The sequence below is a fragment of the Nocardia sp. NBC_01730 genome, from assembly GCF_035920445.1.
Lineage (GTDB): Bacteria > Actinomycetota > Actinomycetes > Mycobacteriales > Mycobacteriaceae > Nocardia.
On sequence record NZ_CP109162.1, the window covers coordinates 1,179,510 to 1,196,786 of the forward strand.

Sequence of the window (17,277 nt, forward strand, 5' to 3'; positions counted from 1 at the left end):
TAGAACTCGTGAGCGGAGGGCGAGATGCCGGTCGAGGCAATCTTTTTAAATGTCGGTCAGGGCGATTGCACCCTGCTGTGGTTCTACGACAGAGGTGTCGATCCAGCGACGGGAAAGGGCACGCACGCCATCCTCATCGATTGCGGATCATCGGGAGCGGTAGCGCCGATGACACCGCCCACCGGCGCCAAGGGCAACGCGAGCGCTCTGATGGTCGCCCACTTGAAAGCAAAGCTCGCGAACTACCTCGAGCGGCTGGACAACCCGCGCACCCTCGATGCGCTGATCATCACGCACCCGGACAAAGACCACTTCAACCTGCTCCACAAAGTGCTGCTCGATGCCACGGGCAAGCTCGCGTACACCATCAAGACCCTCTATTACACCCTTGATCCCATGGAGTACCGCGAGGGCGGTGGCACATTCATGAAGAATTTGCTGACCGATCCGGACACGCTGACGAGCCCGGCCGGGCACAAGGTCGAGGAGAGGCCGATTGCGATGGACCCTCAGACCGAACCGCTTCCTCTACTGAGCCGGGATACGTCCCGAGCGAATCTGCTCATGCTCGGCGGTAGCTGGTACGGAGACGGTGTAATCCATGGACGCAAGGGCCCGAAACGGAAACGTGTTGAGTACACCAAGGAGGAAATCGCGAATCAGAGCAGCTTGGTGACGGTGTTACAGGGGGAACGGGACAGTGGCGGCAAACGCCAGCGGGTGCTGTTGATGGGCGATGCGGTGGACATCACCGAAATGCTGCTGATGGGGTTTGATAAAAAGAAGGATTGGATGGGCCGACAGTCAAACCTGTGGCTGAAGATGGGCCACCACGGCAGCGCAACCTCGACCTGCGACGAGTGGATCGAGCACACCACCCCGGACGGGCTGTTCGTCAGCACCGGCATGCTGCAGTTCAGCGGGGCCTCGACGACCTTCACCGAAGCCAATATTCGCGGTCGGGTGCTGCCAACGTGGAAGAGGGTTCGGGACGCGAACGGGATCGCGGACCCGGTGGTGACTGCGCGATCCCGGATCTACGGATATCAGCCGACTGCCGATCCGAAGCAGATCTGGGCGGTGTCCACCACGCAGGGCGTTTTCAGCAACTTCTGCGAGCCGGGAATGGCCTTCCCGCAACCGGCGGAGCTGGACAAACCGCTGCTCGCCGGAAACCGTGACGCATGGCGCGGAGCCGACTGGCACCTGCGCCTGGACCATCCTACGGACGGCACCTACTCCATCCACGCCGAATAAGACCCGAAACACGTCCGAGCAGGTGCGAGGAGACCCATCATGCCGTTGACCGTCAACCAGTTACGCGTCGCACTGCAGGAGGCCGCTGGTGCGGGATATCTGCGGATGGCTGCCAGTGAGTTCGGTCTGGAACCGGCGCTGGAGTTATTCCAGGACTATCTCACCGACTCGCTGCTGGAGCTGCGGAATGTCACCGTGGATGACGTGGATGTCGATGGGCTCACGATTGTCGGCAGCATCTCCCTGCTGGGGCAGGCCGCGTCCCGGGCGGAAGTGGAGTTCCTCGCTGATGACGCAGAGCAACTTGTGACGGGTGTCTGGATCGATGCCGTCCTGCTGCCGGACGGCCGGGGGCTGCCCGATTTCCTGACAGAAGCCCGCGATGTGCTGGCCAAGATAAACCTGGGTCAACTGCATCTGGTACTCGGGATTGAGGCGGGCACGGGAACATACCCGCCCCGGCCGGTAGTCGGGTTCGGCGCGGAGATCCTGTTCCCGGACTCCGACACCGTTCCGCGTCCCTACATTTGGGGTGCCCCGCCGCTGCGGCCTGGACAGTCGTGGCAGTTCAGGTCCGAGTTCGACGAGGTCGCCATCCCGGATCTGGACACCCTGCTTCGGTTCTTCGGCCTGCCCCCAACAGGTTTCGATATTCCGGGCGATGTCCTTGGTGCACTCGCACTACGGGCCTTGGCGATCGTTTTGGTGACTCCCGAACAGTCACGGCGAGCCCTAGCCGGGCCCCGACCCTGGGGAGTGCAGTCCGATTGGCGGGCTATGCGATTGGAGGTGAGCATCGACAAATCCTGGAACGCGATCCCCGGTATCACCATCGAAGATCTCCATGCAGTGTTCTCTATCGCAGATCCGTTCGGCGCCTGCCACGTCGCGTCGATGCTCGGCGGAATCGTTACCCTTGCCGACGACGTCACGGTAGAGGTCGGGGTGAGTCTGCCCAGACGGTTTCTTCAGGGTCGGCTGGTGGAGCCGGTGCCGATCGGCCCGCTGCTGGACGCGCGGTTCGATGGCATCGTGCCCGCACCCTTGGCGAACCTCACACTCGAGGAACTGGAACTGTGGGCCGAACTCGCCCAAGAACAGAGCCAAAGTTACGGGCTGGAATTCACGCTGGCCGGGGTGTGGAGTTTCACCGAGGGCATCGAACTGAGCGGGATCACCCTGCGGCTCGCCGATGTGGGCGGCGTGAAATCAGGTGAGATCACAGGTATTTGGACCCTCGCTGATGGCGCCCTCGACGTCACGGGCAGCTGGGCGCCCACCGGATGGGAGTTCAGCGCCCACGCCATCGGCATCGAACCGGCCACGGTCATGAGCGTGCTCGGGATCACCCCACCATCGGAACTCGAGGGATTGACGATCGATGAGCTGGCGCTGCGATTCGGATCGGACGGTGTGATCGAATTCCTGGGTGCCGCCCGATTCGCGTTGGGAGACAAAGACGCTCAGCTGCTGGTCCAGGTCAGTGCGCGACGCGGGGAAGCGGCTACCATCGGCGGTGAACTGCGGATCCTGGCCGTCCCCGAGATCGCGGACGCGCCGCCGCGCGAACTGGTTTTTGCCGTGACCTTCCAGAGCCGTCCAGGCGCCACAGGTTCCCAGCTCGTCGCCCGATGGGAGGCATCCGCGGACGCCGCAGTCCCGGTGCTCGATCTACTGGCCGGCGTCGGCGTCGACACCAGCGAGCTGCGCACCCAGCTACCGGATCTGCTGTGGCCGGAGGCCTGTGCGGCGGTCGTCGGCTACGACACCGGAACCGGGACCTTCGCACTCACCGTTGACACCGAACACGCGGGCGTCCTCGCCGCTGCCGTCGGCACCGCCCCCAATCGCGCCATCGCCGTACTCGTCGCGGGAAAACTGGAAGCCAGGCTGTCGAACTTGCCACTCGTCGGTACCGCCGTGCCCGCCGACCGGGACGTCGTACTCACCGATGTCGGATTCGGCTGGGCGTCCAAGCCCATCACCTCGGAGCAGGCCACCGCCGTCAACCAGCTCTTGTGACCCCCGATTCCAGCCTGGTTGAGGCGTCGAGTCCCACGCGGATCGCGACCCGGCAACCATCGCGTTCCGCGGACCGATGAAAGGCTGAACATGTCAAGCAAATTCGGAGAGCGTGAAACCGCCTCCGAGAACCGGAACACCCTCAACTGGAGTGTTCCCGGTGTCCACGAAACCGGGAACACTCCAACCCTCGAAGACCAGATCAAGAGCTACACCAGGTCCACCGCATCGAGGATCACCATCGAACCACCCACCACTGACGGACAACGGACACGAATGAACGACCCTCATAGGCGGTGGGCGAAATGCGGTGTCGGTACACTGCTGCCGTTCACCCCGGCGACCATGGGCTGCCAGTTGGGGGCCCGTGAACTCGGCGACCCGCCGGTGCGGGCTTTCATCAAGGCCACCATGATGGCGACCGTACTGCTGAACGACATGTTCAGCGCCGCCAAAGAACAGAGCGCGAAGCCGTCGGACTACACGGACCTGTTGTGGTTCATGCGGTCACCGAGAAGGGACGAGGGATCTGAAGTTCACGCCCCCACCGGTACGGGAAGTGCTGCAGGTCCTGCGCACGGCCGGCGAGCGCAGCCGCGTGCTGGTTGCGTCGCCGCCGCTGGGAGCAGCGCTGCGGTGGCAGCGATTCACAGGGCTGGGGTCATTTTCACGCACATGTCGTAGCGGTGGTCTGCCACCGCTACGAGCTGCCCGGCCAGTTCTTCCGCCTGGTGCTCCCCGACAGCATTGTCGACACCTGCGCGGCGTTACCGCGCGAGGCCGCGTCGCCGGACATGGCAAGTGCGGCAGGATCTTCAACAAGCTCGTAGCGTGTTCTGGGACGTCGCCCGGGACGGGTATGGTGGCGTGCCTGCATTGGTCGTTGACGGTTGAAGGCTTAGCGACCTACAGTACGAATGCACCCTGAAGGATGGGTTTCCCGGTATCTTGCTGGCGGCGGAACCGGATGCAGCGTCGCCCTTCACTTTTCGGCAGCAGCCGAAGCTGTTCGGGCGACCTTCACCGAATCGAGTGCATGCCCGCACCTAGCGGGTTGGCCGCGTCAAGATCCGCAGTAAATCGTCGTCGGGTTCTGTGTTGATCGGGCTCGGTTTCGGTGCTGACTTCCGTGATGATCACGGACCCATCGACTGAGGGGCAGCACGAAAATGAATGAGCGCAAACAATGTCGGCTGCGGCGTGCGGTCCTGCTCGGCGCACTGCCGGTCGCTATGGCCGTCGCCGTGGCCGGAACCTCGGCTGCTGATCCCGGCCAGTCCGGGGTGACCCCGGATGTGCAGGCCGGAGTTACCACACCCAATCAGGCGCCCTCTGGGCCACGCGAGCCCGAGCGCGGACTTGCCGTGATCATTCCCGACCCACCGCCGCCGTCGGTGCCCGATCGGCCTGCTCCGCAACCGGCTCTGCGACTGCGTGTACCCGGACCTGAGGTGGTTGAGCCCGAACCCGACAGTGCCTTCGAGCAAGCCGAGCCCGCGGTTGAGGAGCCTGCCCCGCCGCCTGGGGCGACATCGTTGGCCGCCACCGACGGGCGTGCCTTGCCTGCACGGTGAGATCGACGAACCCGAGATCTGACCGGCGTAACCGATGCTCTGACCGCTGGTAACACCCACATCGCAATGGTTCTCGACGGTCAGCGTTCGCGCTCGATGCCCTCTCGACGGTTGCGTTCGGACTGGATGAGGGCGTTGGGTGTTCAGTCCGCGAGCGCGCTGCGCAGACTCATGATGGTCGGGTTCGCCGCGTCAGTGGGCTTCACGTTCGTGCTCGGCGCGGGCAACGTTGCGGGCGATTTGAGCGCGGGTATCCGCGGCGGTCAGGTATGCATTGACCTGTCGGCTCAGCAGATTCAGCACGTAGTACCGCTCGCCTGCTGGAACTTCGATGCGGATCCGGTAGTCGAGCTGGTCGAGTTCCTCCCGCAGCGCGTGTAAACGGTCGGGACCGGGGTCATGGCCAAGCAGCTTCGATTTCGCGATGAGCTCGTTGTACAGCTCTTCCAAACTGGACATTGCATACCCCCTGATGCAGTGGTGTATCGGCGTTTTCAACGGTACGTCGTCCATCCGACACCCGTCGGTGGACTCGAACCCCGAACCCGTTGGTCATTGACTTGCGTCTCAGCGGAGAAGCCAATCCACCACCGACATTCCGACTTGGTACGCCACTCCTCCGAAGAATGCCGCGGCCAATGCGGCTGCCGTCCTACGCGCATGGGCGCGGAGTCTGGGCCAGACGGGGGCCGGTGGTGGGACCTCGACCCCCACGGGCTGCCGAGCACCGATCCCCACCTCCCGCGGTTCATCCGCAAGCTCGACAGCTCCCTCCTCCCCACCGCCACTCGATAGCTGGAAGCCCTGACTATCCGTTCTTGCGGGAGTGTCCGCCCGGCGATCTTTGCTGCATAGCCTCGCGTGTGTTCCCTGCCTCGTGGAATCAACTGGCTGAGTGCGGCCCTCAGGCTGGGTGGGGTCATGGTTGAAGCAGGGTTTTGATTGCGCGGCGTTCGTCCATTGCTTTGTAGCCCTTGGCAATATCGGCGAGAGGCAGGGTGAGGTCGAAGACCTGGCCGGGGTTGATGCGTTCGTGCAGGACGAGGTCGATGAGGTCGGGTAGGAAGTGGCGTACTGGTGCAGGCCCGCCGCGCAGTCCGGCGTGGGAGGAGACGAGTTCCTCGCCGGACAGGTGTACGCCCTGGGGGATGCCGACGAGGCCGACGTTGCCGCCGGGGCGGGCAGAGCGTAGTGCCTGGGTAACGGATTCGCTGGTGCCGACGCATTCGAGGACGGAGTCGGCGCCGATGCCGTTGGTCATGTCTTGGATGCGGGCGACACCGTCGTTGCCGCGTTCGGTGACGATGTCGGTGGCGCCGAAGGTGGTGGCCAGTTTCTGGCGGTCGGGGTGGCGGCTCATTGCGATGATGCGTTCGGCGCCGAGTTCTCGGGCGGCGATCACTCCGCATAGTCCGACTGCGCCGTCTCCGACGACGACTGCGGTTGATCCGGGTCGGACTTCGGCGGCGATGGCGGCGTACCAGCCGGTGCCCATCACATCCGATACTGCGAGCAGGCTGGGAATCTGGCTGGGATCGGGCTGGTCGTCGGTGGCGACGAGGGTGCCGTCTGCGTGGGGGATGCGTACGTATTCGGCCTGGCAGGTGGTCAGGAATTCGCCGTGCACACAGGAGGAGTGGTAGCCGTTGCGGCAGTTCGGGCAGGTGTTATCGGAGGTGGCGAAGGAACCGACGACGAATTGCCCCGGGGTGATGCCGGTGACCTGGTCGCCGACTTCTTCGACGATGCCGACGTATTCGTGTCCCATTGGTTGCGGGGCTTCGACCGGCTCGATGCCGCGGTAGGGCCACAGGTCGGACCCGCAGACGCAGGTGGCGACGGTGCGGATGATCGCGTCGGTCCTGGCGGTGAGGGTGGGGTCGGGTACTTCTTCGCTGCGGATATCTCCGGGGGCGTAGATGATGGTGCCTCGCATCAGGTTCTTCCTTCTGGGTTCGACCGGTGGGGCCTGGGCTCCTTCACGGTCATCGCTTCGAATCCGACCGTGTGCCGATCGCGTCACCGTTGCGCGCATGGGTCGCGAGATTGCGCCAACGCGTGACCCAGAAGTCGAGGCGGGGTTGTTGTCGGGGTTCTCGAAGCTGTCTCCGCCACGGAAGAGGGCTCCGCTGCGGTGCAATGCGAGCGTTGTAACGGGCTGCGAAGGTGGGGCTTATCCGCCATTCGGCCCATTCTGGCGGGTCGATATGGGGGTGCCGTTCGGATGTCGGTGTGCTTGCGAAACGCTTATTGAATTCGATGTGGTTGAGTAGCGTCGCCGCGCACCGAGTGGAGTATTCGGTGAAGGCAGCGGAGCCGGTGAGTGGAATTCCGGCTGCGCTCATGCTGATCCAGTAGCGGTATGGCTGATCATCGGGGCACAGGCACAGCCGCGGGCCGGACGCCAGATCGAAGGCACCACCGTTGATCGCGGTGTCGAGATCAGCGGCGTAGCACACTTCTCCCGGCCATTTCAGATCCGGAGTTCGCTCGAAGGTCGTGTGGAGGCGGATGTAGTTGTGGGTGAATATTTCTCGCTGTTTGATGGCCTCGGCGACAGGTAGCTCGTTCGGCAGGACGACCAGCAGGTCGATGTCACTGTCGGGGGTGTCGGAGTCGGTGGCTGTGCTGCCGGTGAGGCAGGAGAAGACGGGTGCGTCGCCGAAGGCGTCGTGGACTCCGGCGGTAGCGGCGAGTATCAGGTCGGTGGCGGGCACGTGTTCTACCGGTCCCCGGGCAGATGGGTTGCCAGGTCAGCATTGGCGTGAAAGTCGAGGAGGTTGACACCACTGGGAATCAGGACACGGCCGTCGCTGCGTTCGTGGGCTCGGGCGAAGTCGGTGATCTCGGCGATGACGTCTGAGGTTCACCCCTGGATGTGGACACCGAGTTAGCAGGATCGATGGTTCTGCTGGTAAGGATGTCCGTTATGCCTCCTCGCAAGCGTCGGTCGTTCACGGCCGAGTACAAGGTCGAGGCTGCTCATCGGGTGATTGATTCCGGTCGCTCGATCGCTGTGGTCGCTCGTGAACTCGGTATTCACGAGACCGTGCTCAATACCTGGGTCAAAGACGAGCGGCGCCGGATCGCCGCGGCCGAGGTCGGGGGCGAGAAACCTCTGGACGCGGCCGAGCGAGCCGAGTTGCTGCGGTTACGCAGGCAAGTCGGCGAGCTGGAGAAGGACAATGCGTTCTTGGCAAAAGCTTCGGCGTACTTTGCCGCGATGCAGACCAACCGGCCCGGTTCGATCTGATGGTGAAGTACGCCGGCCCCGATGACATCGCCGAAACCGCGGGCACCAGCGCCCCCGAGGGGCAACGATTCTCGATCCGTCGTATGGCGCGCCTGCTGGGAGTGTCGGCGTCGGGTTACTACGCGTATGTGAAACGTTGCACGGCAACGGTCTCGACGCCACGTCAGCAGCGTCGTGCCGATCTGACGGTGAAGATCCTCGACGTCCACGCCGAGTCCGACGGTACCTACGGCTCTCCGCGGATCACTGCCGAGCTACGCGCACGGGGTGAAGTGGTCAGTGCCAAGACCGTCGCGGCGATCATGGCCCGGATCGGGATCGAGGGCATCAGCCCACGCACGTTCAAGGTCCGCACCACGATCACCGATCCTGCCGCGTCGTTCCCGCCGGACCTGGTACGCCGCAACTTCGATCAAGGGCGCCTCGACGCGGTCTGGACGACCGATTTCACCTATCTGACCTGCGGACAGGGCGACATGTACTTATAAGTTACGTGGAATCTCACCGGTAGCCACCCGATCCCCTGCGGCCGTGACCACGAATTAGGGAGGTGGATCGAGCAACTGGATGAGGGTGGTCGACCGGTGGCCGGTGTTGCGGCGGCACGAACGCGCGGCCGAGTGGCTACAAGTGTGGGCTGATCTGGGCCGTGCGCCGCGCACCATCGATGCGTATGCGCGGGGCCTGGCGGAGTTTCTGCAGGTGTGCGAGCGGGATGGGATCGATCCGGTGACCGCGACGCGGGCTGACGTGGCGGTGTTCGTGCGGGAGTTGACAGCGCGTCCGAGCCGGCGCGGCGCGAATGTGGTAGCGCTGGATTCGGGGGCGGGTTTGGCCAACGCGACGCTGCAGCAGCGTCTGGTTCCGGTGCGGCTGTTTTTCGATTTCCTTGTCGAGGAAGGGGTTCGGGAGTCGAATCCCGTTGGGCGGGGCAGGTATACGCCTTCCGGGCGGTTCGGCGGTCGTGGGCGTGCGCTGGTGCCGCGGATGGTGAAGCTGCCGTGGATTCCCAGCGAGGCGGAATGGCTGCGTCTGCTGGAGACCTTCGCCGAGGAGCCGATCCGGAACCGGGTGATGCTCGCGCTGGCTTACGACGCCGCGCTGCGCCGGGAAGAGCTGTGTTCGCTGCGCAGCGATGATCTCGATCCCGCGCACCGCATGTTGCGGGTGCGGGCGGAGAAGACCAAGACCCGCCGGGAGCGTGTGGTTCCCTATTCGGCGTCCACCGGGGTGCTGTTGGCGCAGTATCTGCAGCATCGGGCGACGATGAGCCGAGCTCGGGGTGGGTTATTTCTGTCCGAATCGCGCCGCAATCACTCTGAGCCGCTGACGTTGTGGACATGGTCGAAAGTGGTGCGGCGCATCGCATTAGCTGCCGGAGTGCCGAACTTCTCGACCCATACCACCCGGCACCTGTGCCTGACCGACCTGGCGAGAATGGGCTGGGAGCTGCATACGATCGCCACATTCGCCGGGCATCGCAGCACCGACTCGACTCTGGCCTACATCCACCTGTCAGGCCGGGACCTGTCGGAGAAACTGAATTCCTCCATGGCACAGATCCACGCCTGGCGCCTCGAAATGCTCACCGGCGCTGGGCGCACCGGAGGCGGACAGGACATGCCGGTATGAACGCAGCCCCTCATCGGGCGCGGGTCGGCACCGACGCCGATCGGTGGCCGTCCGGCTCGAAGCGGTGGGATCGCCGGATCTCGTTGAGCGACACCGAGATCGCTGCGCTGGCCGCGCTCGGGCCGCAGCAGCTGCGGCGCAACAAGGCCGTGGGCATTCCGCGGCGGACCGCGGTGCACTGGCGGGCACTGACGCGGCTGGTTGAGCCGCTGGACGCGACCGTGGCCGAGTTGCATCATGACGGCGACGTCCGGTTCCGTCGTGCCGGCAGGCAGGCGGTAGCGATCGTGCTGGCGCGCTGCGCCGAAACCGGCCGAAGTTGGTGGGGCTGGACTCCGTGGGAGTGGGCTGCGCTCTGCGGCGGCAGCGCACGCGAGTTCGCCACCGCGCAGCCGTTGCCGACCGAGTCGACAGTGCGGCCCTTCCTGGTGGCCTTGGCTTATCTGCTCGGCGGGTTCACCGGCTTCCATCGTCTGGGCATGTTCAACCGACTTCACTTGGCCTGTTTGATATTCGGCAAGCCCGCAGTCGCCGAGGCGATGGGTGACGCCGAGCAGGTGCTCGATCGGTGGGGATATCGCATCAGCGGCGGCGCCCGAACCCGGATGCACGGCGTGTTCAGCCAGGCCTTGCTGCTCAACCACAGTCCTGGGCTCGCCGACCTGTCCACGTCGGCGTTCGACGCGCTGCGAGCCCATCCGGCGACCGACGGCCACCAGGGTTCGATGCTCTATGCGCTGCAACGGGCCGTCGCCGAGTTGGGGCACTGCGACCCGCCAGTTCGCACCGGCTACAACCACTCTCCTGGCATCGTTGGCACCGTCCCGGGATGGGCCGACTGGATCGAGCGCTGGCACGCCACCTCGACGCTGACACCCCACGTCCGCAGAATCATCCGCTCCATCATGGCCAAGGCCGGTCGCTGGCTGGCCGTCGAGCACCCCGAGATCACCGAACCCGGGCAGTGGACACGAGCGATCTGCGCGCAGTGGGTCGCCGCGGTCGACCGGATGACCGTCGGCGATTGGGTCCAACGCCGTGACATGCTCGGCAGTCGCACCGGTGAACCTGTCTCCCCTCGCACCAAGGCCCACAATCTGATGGCCACCCGCACCTTTTTCCGCGACTGCCAGGAATGGGAGTGGATCCCACGCCGGTTCGACCCGAACCGGGCGCTGACGCTCCCGCGCAGCGTCGCCGCGCTGATCGGCACCAATCCCCGCGTCATCGCCGACGACGTGTGGGCCAAACTGCTGTGGGCCGGGCTCAACCTGGAACCTGCCGACCTGCCCGGCAACTCCGCCGACACCTTCTACCCGATGGAGCTGATCCGCGCGGTCACCGTGACCTGGCTGTTCTCCGGGCTGCGCAGCGATGAGATCACTCGGCTGCGCGTCGGCTGCATCCGCTGGCAGCACGACGGCGCTCCCATCCCCGGCGACTCCCGCGACATCCTCGCCGAAGATGCGATCTGCTTGCTCGACGTTCCCGTCCACAAGACCGGCACCGCGTTCACCAAACCCGTCGACCCGCTCGTCGGCCAAGCCATCCAGGCTTGGCAGACACTGCGGCCCGACCAGCCGAAACGGTTGGACCGCAAGACCAGCGAGCGCGTCGACATGTTGTTCGCGGTCCGCGCGCAGCCCGTCGCCAAGGCCTATATCAACCACACCATCATCCCCGCGCTCTGCGGCAAGGCCGGCGTCCCCACCACCGATGTCCGCGGCACTATCACCAGCCACCGCGCCCGATCCACCATCGCGAGCCAGCTCTACAACGCCAAGGAACCGATGACCTTGTTCGAGCTGCAGGCATGGCTCGGGCACCGCACCCCGAACACCACCCAGCACTACGCCAAGATCACCCCGAACACCTTGTCCAAGGCCTACTCCGAGGCCGGATACTTCGCCCGCAACGTCCGCACCATCGAAGTCCTCGTCGACCGCGACGCCGTCACCAGCGGAGCCGCCGCGAACGGGCAACCATGGCAGTACTACGACCTCGGTCACGGATGGTGCACCTACAGCTTCTTCGAGCAATGTCCACACCGAATGGCTTGCGCCCGTTGCGATTTCTACACACCGAAGGCATCCAGCAAGGCCCAGATTCTGGAAGCCAAGGACAACCTGCAACGGATGCTTTCATCCATTCCGCTCACCGACGACGAACGCGCCGCGGTCGACGACGGACAATCCGCCCTCGACCGGCTCCTCGAGCGACTGGCCGACGTCACCACGCCGACAGGCCAAACGCCACGCGAAATAGGAATCCCACCCACGGCAACGCTCCTCCCGATCACACCCCTCTAACCAGGACAATTGGGCACATACAGGACAAATCAGATTCCACAGAATGTGCGCGATCCGTGACGGGCATTCCCGCCGCGTGCTCGCCCATGTCGTGGCCGATCACATCGGTGCCGACGTGGTGTGCCGAGCCATCGACAAGGCCGTAGCAGTGCGTGGGCATCCGGTGGACGGGACTGTGCTGCATTCCGATCGCGGGGGCGAGTTCACCGCGGCGATGACAGTGAACGCCTGCCACCGCCACCAGCTGAAACGGTCGATGGGCGATACCGGAATATGTTGGGATAACAGTCCCGCCGAATCGCTCTGGTCGACCTACAAACACGAGTCGTACTACCGCCACGTCTACGCGTCCAAGACCGAACTCGTTGCTGCGGTTGACAATTGGATACATAAGTACAACCATGATCGGCGGCACTCCGCCCTCGGGATGCTCAGCCCCCTACGCTACGAGCAATCCCTGACAGACGCAGCAAAAGCTGCTTGAACCCCTGTCCACTATTCGGGGTGAACCTCAGTGGTCCCAGTCGTGCTCTTCCGGGAGGGCCATCGGCGGCTCGCCGTTCCAGTACACACCCGGGTACCGACTGGCGAACATGCCCGATGGATCTATGCCGTCGTCGGAGACCAGCACGCATGTGTGCCCGTCCGGATGCCCGGGCTGTTCGCACGTCAGGGCACTGACCTCCGCCCCCATGAGGCGGGATACGGTCGCCATCAGTTCCTCGCGGTCCACAGGAAGCCATCTAAGCACCCCCACCGATATCACTGGTCCACGAGATCCTTCACGCCTGGACCACGCGACCTCCGAAACGCTGACTTGGGCCAACTTCAATGGCAGAAAACCAGATTCGCTCTGCCACTCGAAATTGCCCACCAAAGGTCAGCGCCCTTCTGCTGGGCCAACTGCACTGGCACAGGACATTTGGACGGCGCCTGTTCCGGTCCGGACGGTAATGGCGGGAAGGGGTGCGGGGCCGGGTGTGTTGAGTCATGGTGGGAAGCCATGGCCGACAACGGGATACGTATCGACGTCAATGACGCCTTGGGGTTGGTAGAACTGCTGGAGTTCATCCGGGACTTCTTCGGCACGGCGGGGCCTGCGGTGACCGAGGAGTTCACGGCGTTCGTGGGGACCGGCACGTATTCGGTGGGTGATCTGCGTGTCGATCTGGAGCGTTATCAGCTGCTGCTGGGCGGGATTCCCGGTGATGATCTGCCGCCGGTTGGGAGGTGACCGGGTAGCGCCAGCGGGCGGGTCTGCGTGTCCGTCTGGATGTTTCTGATGGGCAGTGTGTTTCGGCACGAAGCGTGCTCAGCGAATCGCTTGTATCGTGTGCTGCCTTCGGTGACGTGGGTTACAGTCGGTGCGTGACCGGCGGCTCGTTGATGGCGATGCGTTGTTCCACGCTGGTCACTGAGGCGCTCCGGGCGGATGGGGGCTGCCGCGGCGGGTTCAGTGTGGGAGTCGGTTTGCCGTGGTTATGGTGTGATACGGGCAACGGCTCCGGTTTCCAGCGCTGTCCACACCGCGCCGTCGGGACCGACAGTGATGCCGTGTGGTTCGGATGCTGGTGTGGGGAGGTCGTATTCGGTGATGATGCCGGTCGGGCTGATCCGTCCGAGCCGGTTAGCGCCCCACTCAGTGAACCAGCAGTCGCCGGAGGGCAGCGCGGTGATGGCATGCGGTTTCGCGGTTGGGTCGGGAAGTGGGAACATCCGCATTGCACCGTCCGGAGCGATGTTGCCGATCCGACCGGCGGCGATATCCACGAACCACATGGTTTCGTCTGCGCTGCGGGTGATACCCACCGGTGCACCTGGGCCGGGAAGCGGATACAGCGTGGTCTTGCCGTCGAGATCGATGCGCCCGATGGCGTTAGCCTGGTTGAGGGTGAACCACAAGGCGTCGTCGGGACCGCACACGACCATGGACGGGAATGCGCCCCGCACAGGGAGTTCGAAGCGCGCGATCCGGCCTTCGGGGGTGATCCGGCCGATCCTGTCGGTGTTCATCTCGGTGAACCACATAGCCGCGTCCGGGCCGGCGCACATCCCGAACGGTCCGCTGCCCGAAGGCAATTCGAACTCCGACATGACCCCGTCGGTGGTGATGCGCCCGATGTGATCATCACCCGATCGAGTGAACCACAACGCGTCGTCCACACCCGCGGCGATGGTGGTAGGTCGACTCCCAGCTGAGTACCGCTCGACAGCACCATCGACGGTCAGGCGGGCGATCTCGCCGCTATGGACCAGGGTGAGCCAGAGCGCACCGTCGGCGCCCGCGGATATTCCGTAGGGACCCGACTCCGCGTCGGTCAACGAGAACTCCTCGACGACGCCATCGTCGACCCACTCCATCACGGATATCCCCTTCGCTTCGCTATTCGGTATCAAGCCCGGCATCGACCAAGACCGAACCTCGGTGCAGTGATGAGTTCCGTCCCCAACCCATTCCGCCACTGTGCCCGCCGCAGTCACCTCAACGCACTCGTTGAGCACGCGACAGAAATCCGCGACCTTACGGGAACGGCACAAAATCGGCACGAGCACGTGTCGAGTAAGGCTACGCCGGCGGCGAGAACGTAGTTCGGACGCCGTTCCAGGCTGGTGCGGGGTGGTCGTAGCGGCACGGAGAGCGGTGCGTGCGGGGCGGCATGGCGAGCGGCGACCCGGACGTCCACGGGCAACTGACCCCACTACGCACATGGAAGCACCGTCCAAATTCACGGACACTCGATCTTGAAACCAACCCTCATTGCCGTCGGAATCTATGGACAAGCATCGTCAGTATCCATGGACGCAGCCAACACGTGGGTTCCTTGGTTGGGTACCGGTGCGTCGGGGTTGACGATCGTCGACGTCGCGTGCAGGTGTTGCGCTATCGGACCGACACCCGGTCCAGCACAACGTCGGCCAGAGCGGTGGCGATGATCGGGCCGGTGAGTTCCTCGCCGTCCCACAGGGCGATGCGCTGGTTGGTGTCGGCATCGTAGGCCATGATCTGTGTCGGGCTTCGGCGAACGAACTGGATTGTGCCGAGCTCGCTGCGGTGAACGATCATGCCGCGGCAATCAAGGGTGAGGTTCTCGCCCGGCGGGGCGCCGTCCACGGCGTCAGCGTCGACAGAATCGGCGGGGGCGGAGAGCATTGAGCGGCAACTGGTTCTGGCCTGGCGGAGGTGGTCCTCGTTGAACAGGACGTAGTCATGGCCCGGGACAAGCATGCACGGGCAGCGGCCCTCGCTCGGCACGACGCGGTTACGGAGGTTTTCCAGGGCACTCAGGTATGCGGCTTCGAAACTGTAGAGGTTGTGCCCGTCGGCCTGGGCGACCCCGCTCTCGACGGTCCGGATCACCGCATACCAGTGCACGATGTCCTCACCTGTGGCGGCGAGTCCCCCATCGGCAGTAGTGATTTCCATCGTCACGGGTTCGCTGCCTGGCGCGTCGGCGACAGCGACTTCGATCGCCGTGCAACCTCCTCCGGTGTTGATGATCGTTGCCTTAACACCGAGTAGTTCGGAGAGCACGTGCAATTCGTGGGCGTAGATGGTCGCAAGGTCGGGGATGCTTGGCAACATGCAGTGCTCCTGGTCGTAAACGGCGCGGATGTTTTTACGGGGACGTGGTCTCAGCTGCTCGGGTCGACCCGGCAGCGAATATGTGCGCTCGAGCGCACTCTCCGAGAAGCCCTCGTCAAACGACATGGTCAGCTCGACGCGCGGCGCACCCGTGGCTTTGACACTGTGGTTCGCGGCGTTGATGTGCATAGCGTTGAGCAATGCAGTGAAGCCGAAACGACCTTACGTGACGACTATTTCGCCGCGCGGCTGGTAGCCATTGACGTCGTTGCGGCGAAGCGGCCAGTGCGCCACGATTCGCCCTTCCACGCTGGACTGAATCACCGGTGTGCGGTGCGGCCCGATAGCACAGGTCGCGGCGGATTCGGCTGGCGCGGAGGTTTTCGGTGGACGCGGTCTTCCTTCTGTTGGTGCCTGCCCGGCTTGACGGTGGGCTTGTCAGCAGTTGAACTGCTGCCCCGGCCCGCACAGGCCGGGGCAGCAATGGATCAGGCGGCGAAGACCGGCGAGGACGCGACGAAGCAGGCCAGGACTTCCGGGTCGCCTTCGTCGTAGCGGCGCCGCAGTTCGCGGATTGCGGTTTCGTACGCTTTTGCAGGCCTGCGGCGGAGAACCGCTCGAATAAAATGGAATTGAGGCAGATTGGACATCTCATACGCTGCACCGGGACGATGCGGGTTCGGATGCAGCGGCGTGCGGAATCCACTCCGGCCGGTTTCATCCCGAAATCTTGCGCGGTGATTGAATCGGTGACTGAATCGGGGTCAGATGTCCCAGTGCCCGGGGTCGGGGTCGGGGTCGAAATATGCCGTTACTTCTGGGCCTCTGGCGTGGAATCGCGCCGCACCTCAACCAATGCGGAGTTGTAAAACTCTTCGACTTCCGCGAGGACCAGGGGTTTCTCGGATCGAAACGAATCTTCGTCCGTCATGGATTGTTTCAGCGTTGCAGATGCGCACGAGGTTCATTCGATCTATCACTTTCAGTGAGGGATATTTCACAATCCGGTCCGACGTCACGGCCCGGTTATAACTATACCTTTTATACACTTCAAGTTCAAGTCTGGGATGCCTGGGCTCGGATTGCAAGTAGGAGACTTGGGACTCCTCGTGAGCTCGGCGCAGCTGAGGCGCGGTGATGCGCCATCGGGTCTCGCCATGGAGTACCAAGGGGGTGTTATGTGTAAAAGGTATACTCCGCTGGTGGAGTCTTATCCAGTGAGTGATATGCAGAAAAACTCGGCGAACCTACTTGGTCGAGTTGCGATCCATCGGCAGGTTGTCGAGCTGACGTACTACGACGTTGCGGATGAGTCGGTGATCTTGATCCATCCGGACGTCTGGCATAAGTGCCGCAAGAAGTTTCCCGTCGATGAGGGCAAGATCCGTCCTCCGGTCGGTGTCAAAGATGCCCGGATGAACTTCGCCGAGTTGCGCGAAGCTGCAGTGTTCAACGGCTGGCATACGATGATCACCCGCCGGGATCGCGAGCATGCGGTTGTTGTTCCGTTGCCGTGGGCTTGCCAAGCGCTGCCCGAAGTTCAAAAGTCGTCCGAGTCTCGCTGATCCGCCCGGCAACGGTTCCTGCGACGCACGCCGCGCGGCGAAGCGAGGGTTCTGATGCGATCTGCAGCTGTCAATGCTCGGA

Annotated in this window: 18 protein-coding genes; 11 read left to right on the plus strand and 7 right to left on the minus strand. The window is 63.9% G+C overall.

Translation table 11 applies throughout. The annotated features are described in order from the left end of the window. The first annotated feature begins 24 nt into the window (after positions 1 to 24). From OHB12_RS04490 to OHB12_RS04500, 4 genes are all read left to right on the plus strand, one after another. A complete protein-coding gene (locus OHB12_RS04490) occupies positions 25 to 1,257 on the plus strand; it encodes an MBL fold metallo-hydrolase (RefSeq protein WP_327116414.1) in 1,233 nt (410 codons plus the stop codon). Positions 1,258 to 1,296: 39 nt separating this feature from the next. After that, positions 1,297 to 3,279, plus strand: a complete 1,983-nt coding sequence (locus OHB12_RS04495) for a hypothetical protein (protein WP_327116416.1) — start codon at positions 1,297 to 1,299, stop codon at positions 3,277 to 3,279. A 276-nt stretch (positions 3,280 to 3,555) separates the two neighbouring features. Beyond that, positions 3,556 to 3,963, plus strand: coding sequence for a terpene synthase family protein (locus OHB12_RS36110; protein WP_442800071.1), 408 nt, complete (start codon positions 3,556 to 3,558; stop codon positions 3,961 to 3,963). A gap of 485 nt (positions 3,964 to 4,448) precedes the next feature. After that, positions 4,449 to 4,853, plus strand: a complete 405-nt coding sequence (locus tag OHB12_RS04500; RefSeq protein WP_327116418.1) for a hypothetical protein — start codon at positions 4,449 to 4,451, stop codon at positions 4,851 to 4,853. Between the two features lie 192 nt (positions 4,854 to 5,045). On the opposite strand, the gene OHB12_RS04505 is transcribed toward OHB12_RS04500, so the two are convergent. From OHB12_RS04505 to OHB12_RS04515, 3 genes are all read right to left on the minus strand, one after another. Next, positions 5,046 to 5,366, minus strand: coding sequence for a hypothetical protein (locus OHB12_RS04505; RefSeq protein WP_327116420.1), 321 nt, complete (start codon positions 5,364 to 5,366; stop codon positions 5,046 to 5,048). Positions 5,367 to 5,772: 406 nt separating this feature from the next. After that, positions 5,773 to 6,789 carry a zinc-dependent alcohol dehydrogenase family protein gene (locus OHB12_RS04510; RefSeq protein WP_327116422.1) on the minus strand — a complete coding sequence of 339 codons (1,017 nt, stop codon included), beginning with the start codon at positions 6,787 to 6,789 and terminating at the stop codon, positions 5,773 to 5,775. Between the two features lie 49 nt (positions 6,790 to 6,838). Next, complete coding sequence (locus OHB12_RS04515) at positions 6,839 to 7,570, minus strand: nucleotidyltransferase domain-containing protein (RefSeq protein WP_327116424.1); 732 nt, start codon at positions 7,568 to 7,570, stop codon at positions 6,839 to 6,841. A gap of 212 nt (positions 7,571 to 7,782) precedes the next feature. Between OHB12_RS04515 and OHB12_RS04520 the strand changes: the two genes are divergently transcribed. From OHB12_RS04520 to OHB12_RS04540, 5 genes are all read left to right on the plus strand, one after another. Then, positions 7,783 to 8,106, plus strand: coding sequence for a transposase (locus OHB12_RS04520; RefSeq protein WP_442799965.1), 324 nt, complete (start codon positions 7,783 to 7,785; stop codon positions 8,104 to 8,106). Beyond that, positions 8,106 to 8,594: an IS3 family transposase gene (locus OHB12_RS04525; protein WP_327116425.1), complete on the plus strand. Its 489-nt coding sequence runs from the start codon at positions 8,106 to 8,108 to the stop codon at positions 8,592 to 8,594. Before OHB12_RS04520 ends, OHB12_RS04525 begins: the two co-directional genes overlap by 1 nt. 79 nt (positions 8,595 to 8,673) lie before the next feature. Then, entirely contained in the window at positions 8,674 to 9,738 is a 1,065-nt protein-coding gene (locus OHB12_RS04530; protein ID WP_327115784.1) for a tyrosine-type recombinase/integrase, read from the plus strand. Next, positions 9,735 to 12,047: a tyrosine-type recombinase/integrase gene (locus tag OHB12_RS04535; RefSeq protein WP_327116426.1), complete on the plus strand. Its 2,313-nt coding sequence runs from the start codon at positions 9,735 to 9,737 to the stop codon at positions 12,045 to 12,047. The genes OHB12_RS04530 and OHB12_RS04535 overlap by 4 nt, the downstream gene beginning before the upstream one ends. A 43-nt stretch (positions 12,048 to 12,090) precedes the next feature. Next, positions 12,091 to 12,531, plus strand: coding sequence for an integrase core domain-containing protein (locus OHB12_RS04540; RefSeq protein WP_327116428.1), 441 nt, complete (start codon positions 12,091 to 12,093; stop codon positions 12,529 to 12,531). Positions 12,532 to 12,558: 27 nt separating this feature from the next. Here OHB12_RS04540 and OHB12_RS04545 read toward each other — a convergent pair whose 3' ends face one another. Further along, a complete protein-coding gene (locus tag OHB12_RS04545; RefSeq protein WP_327116430.1) occupies positions 12,559 to 12,780 on the minus strand; it encodes a hypothetical protein in 222 nt (73 codons plus the stop codon). A gap of 270 nt (positions 12,781 to 13,050) precedes the next feature. Here OHB12_RS04545 and OHB12_RS04550 point away from each other — a divergent pair, with 270 nt between their 5' ends. Next, the gene (locus OHB12_RS04550; RefSeq protein ID WP_327116432.1) at positions 13,051 to 13,281 is read left to right on the plus strand and encodes a hypothetical protein; all 231 of its coding nucleotides are present in this window, start codon (positions 13,051 to 13,053) and stop codon (positions 13,279 to 13,281) included. A 245-nt stretch (positions 13,282 to 13,526) separates the two neighbouring features. Here the strand turns inward: OHB12_RS04550 and OHB12_RS04555 are convergent, their stop codons facing one another. The 3 genes from OHB12_RS04555 to OHB12_RS04565 form a co-directional block, all read right to left on the minus strand. Then, entirely contained in the window at positions 13,527 to 14,408 is an 882-nt protein-coding gene (locus OHB12_RS04555; RefSeq protein WP_327120891.1) for a Vgb family protein, read from the minus strand. Positions 14,409 to 14,928: 520 nt separating this feature from the next. Beyond that, the gene (locus OHB12_RS04560) at positions 14,929 to 15,630 is read right to left on the minus strand and encodes a hypothetical protein (RefSeq protein WP_327116434.1); all 702 of its coding nucleotides are present in this window, start codon (positions 15,628 to 15,630) and stop codon (positions 14,929 to 14,931) included. A 488-nt stretch (positions 15,631 to 16,118) separates the two neighbouring features. Further along, positions 16,119 to 16,280 carry a hypothetical protein gene (locus tag OHB12_RS04565; RefSeq protein WP_327116436.1) on the minus strand — a complete coding sequence of 54 codons (162 nt, stop codon included), beginning with the start codon at positions 16,278 to 16,280 and terminating at the stop codon, positions 16,119 to 16,121. Positions 16,281 to 16,847: 567 nt separating this feature from the next. Here OHB12_RS04565 and OHB12_RS04570 point away from each other — a divergent pair. Next, positions 16,848 to 17,195 carry a hypothetical protein gene (locus tag OHB12_RS04570; protein WP_327116438.1) on the plus strand — a complete coding sequence of 116 codons (348 nt, stop codon included), beginning with the start codon at positions 16,848 to 16,850 and terminating at the stop codon, positions 17,193 to 17,195. Positions 17,196 to 17,277: the final 82 nt, after the last annotated feature.

Bases quoted from the DNA above. Each gene is read 5' to 3' on its own strand.
- OHB12_RS04490 (WP_327116414.1), top strand. From the start codon at position 25: ATGCCGGTCGAGGCAATCTTTTTAAATGTCGGTCAGGGCGATTGCACC.
- OHB12_RS04495 (WP_327116416.1), top strand. From the start codon at position 1,297: ATGCCGTTGACCGTCAACCAGTTACGCGTCGCACTGCAGGAGGCCGCT.
- OHB12_RS36110 (WP_442800071.1), top strand. From the start codon at position 3,556: ATGAACGACCCTCATAGGCGGTGGGCGAAATGCGGTGTCGGTACACTG.
- OHB12_RS04500 (WP_327116418.1), top strand. From the start codon at position 4,449: ATGAATGAGCGCAAACAATGTCGGCTGCGGCGTGCGGTCCTGCTCGGC.
- OHB12_RS04505 (WP_327116420.1), bottom strand. From the start codon at position 5,366: ATGGACGACGTACCGTTGAAAACGCCGATACACCACTGCATCAGGGGG.
- OHB12_RS04510 (WP_327116422.1), bottom strand. From the start codon at position 6,789: ATGCGAGGCACCATCATCTACGCCCCCGGAGATATCCGCAGCGAAGAA.
- OHB12_RS04520 (WP_442799965.1), top strand. From the start codon at position 7,783: ATGCCTCCTCGCAAGCGTCGGTCGTTCACGGCCGAGTACAAGGTCGAG.
- OHB12_RS04525 (WP_327116425.1), top strand. From the start codon at position 8,106: ATGGTGAAGTACGCCGGCCCCGATGACATCGCCGAAACCGCGGGCACC.
- OHB12_RS04530 (WP_327115784.1), top strand. From the start codon at position 8,674: ATGAGGGTGGTCGACCGGTGGCCGGTGTTGCGGCGGCACGAACGCGCG.
- OHB12_RS04535 (WP_327116426.1), top strand. From the start codon at position 9,735: ATGAACGCAGCCCCTCATCGGGCGCGGGTCGGCACCGACGCCGATCGG.
- OHB12_RS04540 (WP_327116428.1), top strand. From the start codon at position 12,091: ATGTGCGCGATCCGTGACGGGCATTCCCGCCGCGTGCTCGCCCATGTC.
- OHB12_RS04550 (WP_327116432.1), top strand. From the start codon at position 13,051: ATGGCCGACAACGGGATACGTATCGACGTCAATGACGCCTTGGGGTTG.
- OHB12_RS04555 (WP_327120891.1), bottom strand. From the start codon at position 14,408: ATGGAGTGGGTCGACGATGGCGTCGTCGAGGAGTTCTCGTTGACCGAC.
- OHB12_RS04560 (WP_327116434.1), bottom strand. From the start codon at position 15,630: ATGTTGCCAAGCATCCCCGACCTTGCGACCATCTACGCCCACGAATTG.
- OHB12_RS04565 (WP_327116436.1), bottom strand. From the start codon at position 16,280: ATGTCCAATCTGCCTCAATTCCATTTTATTCGAGCGGTTCTCCGCCGC.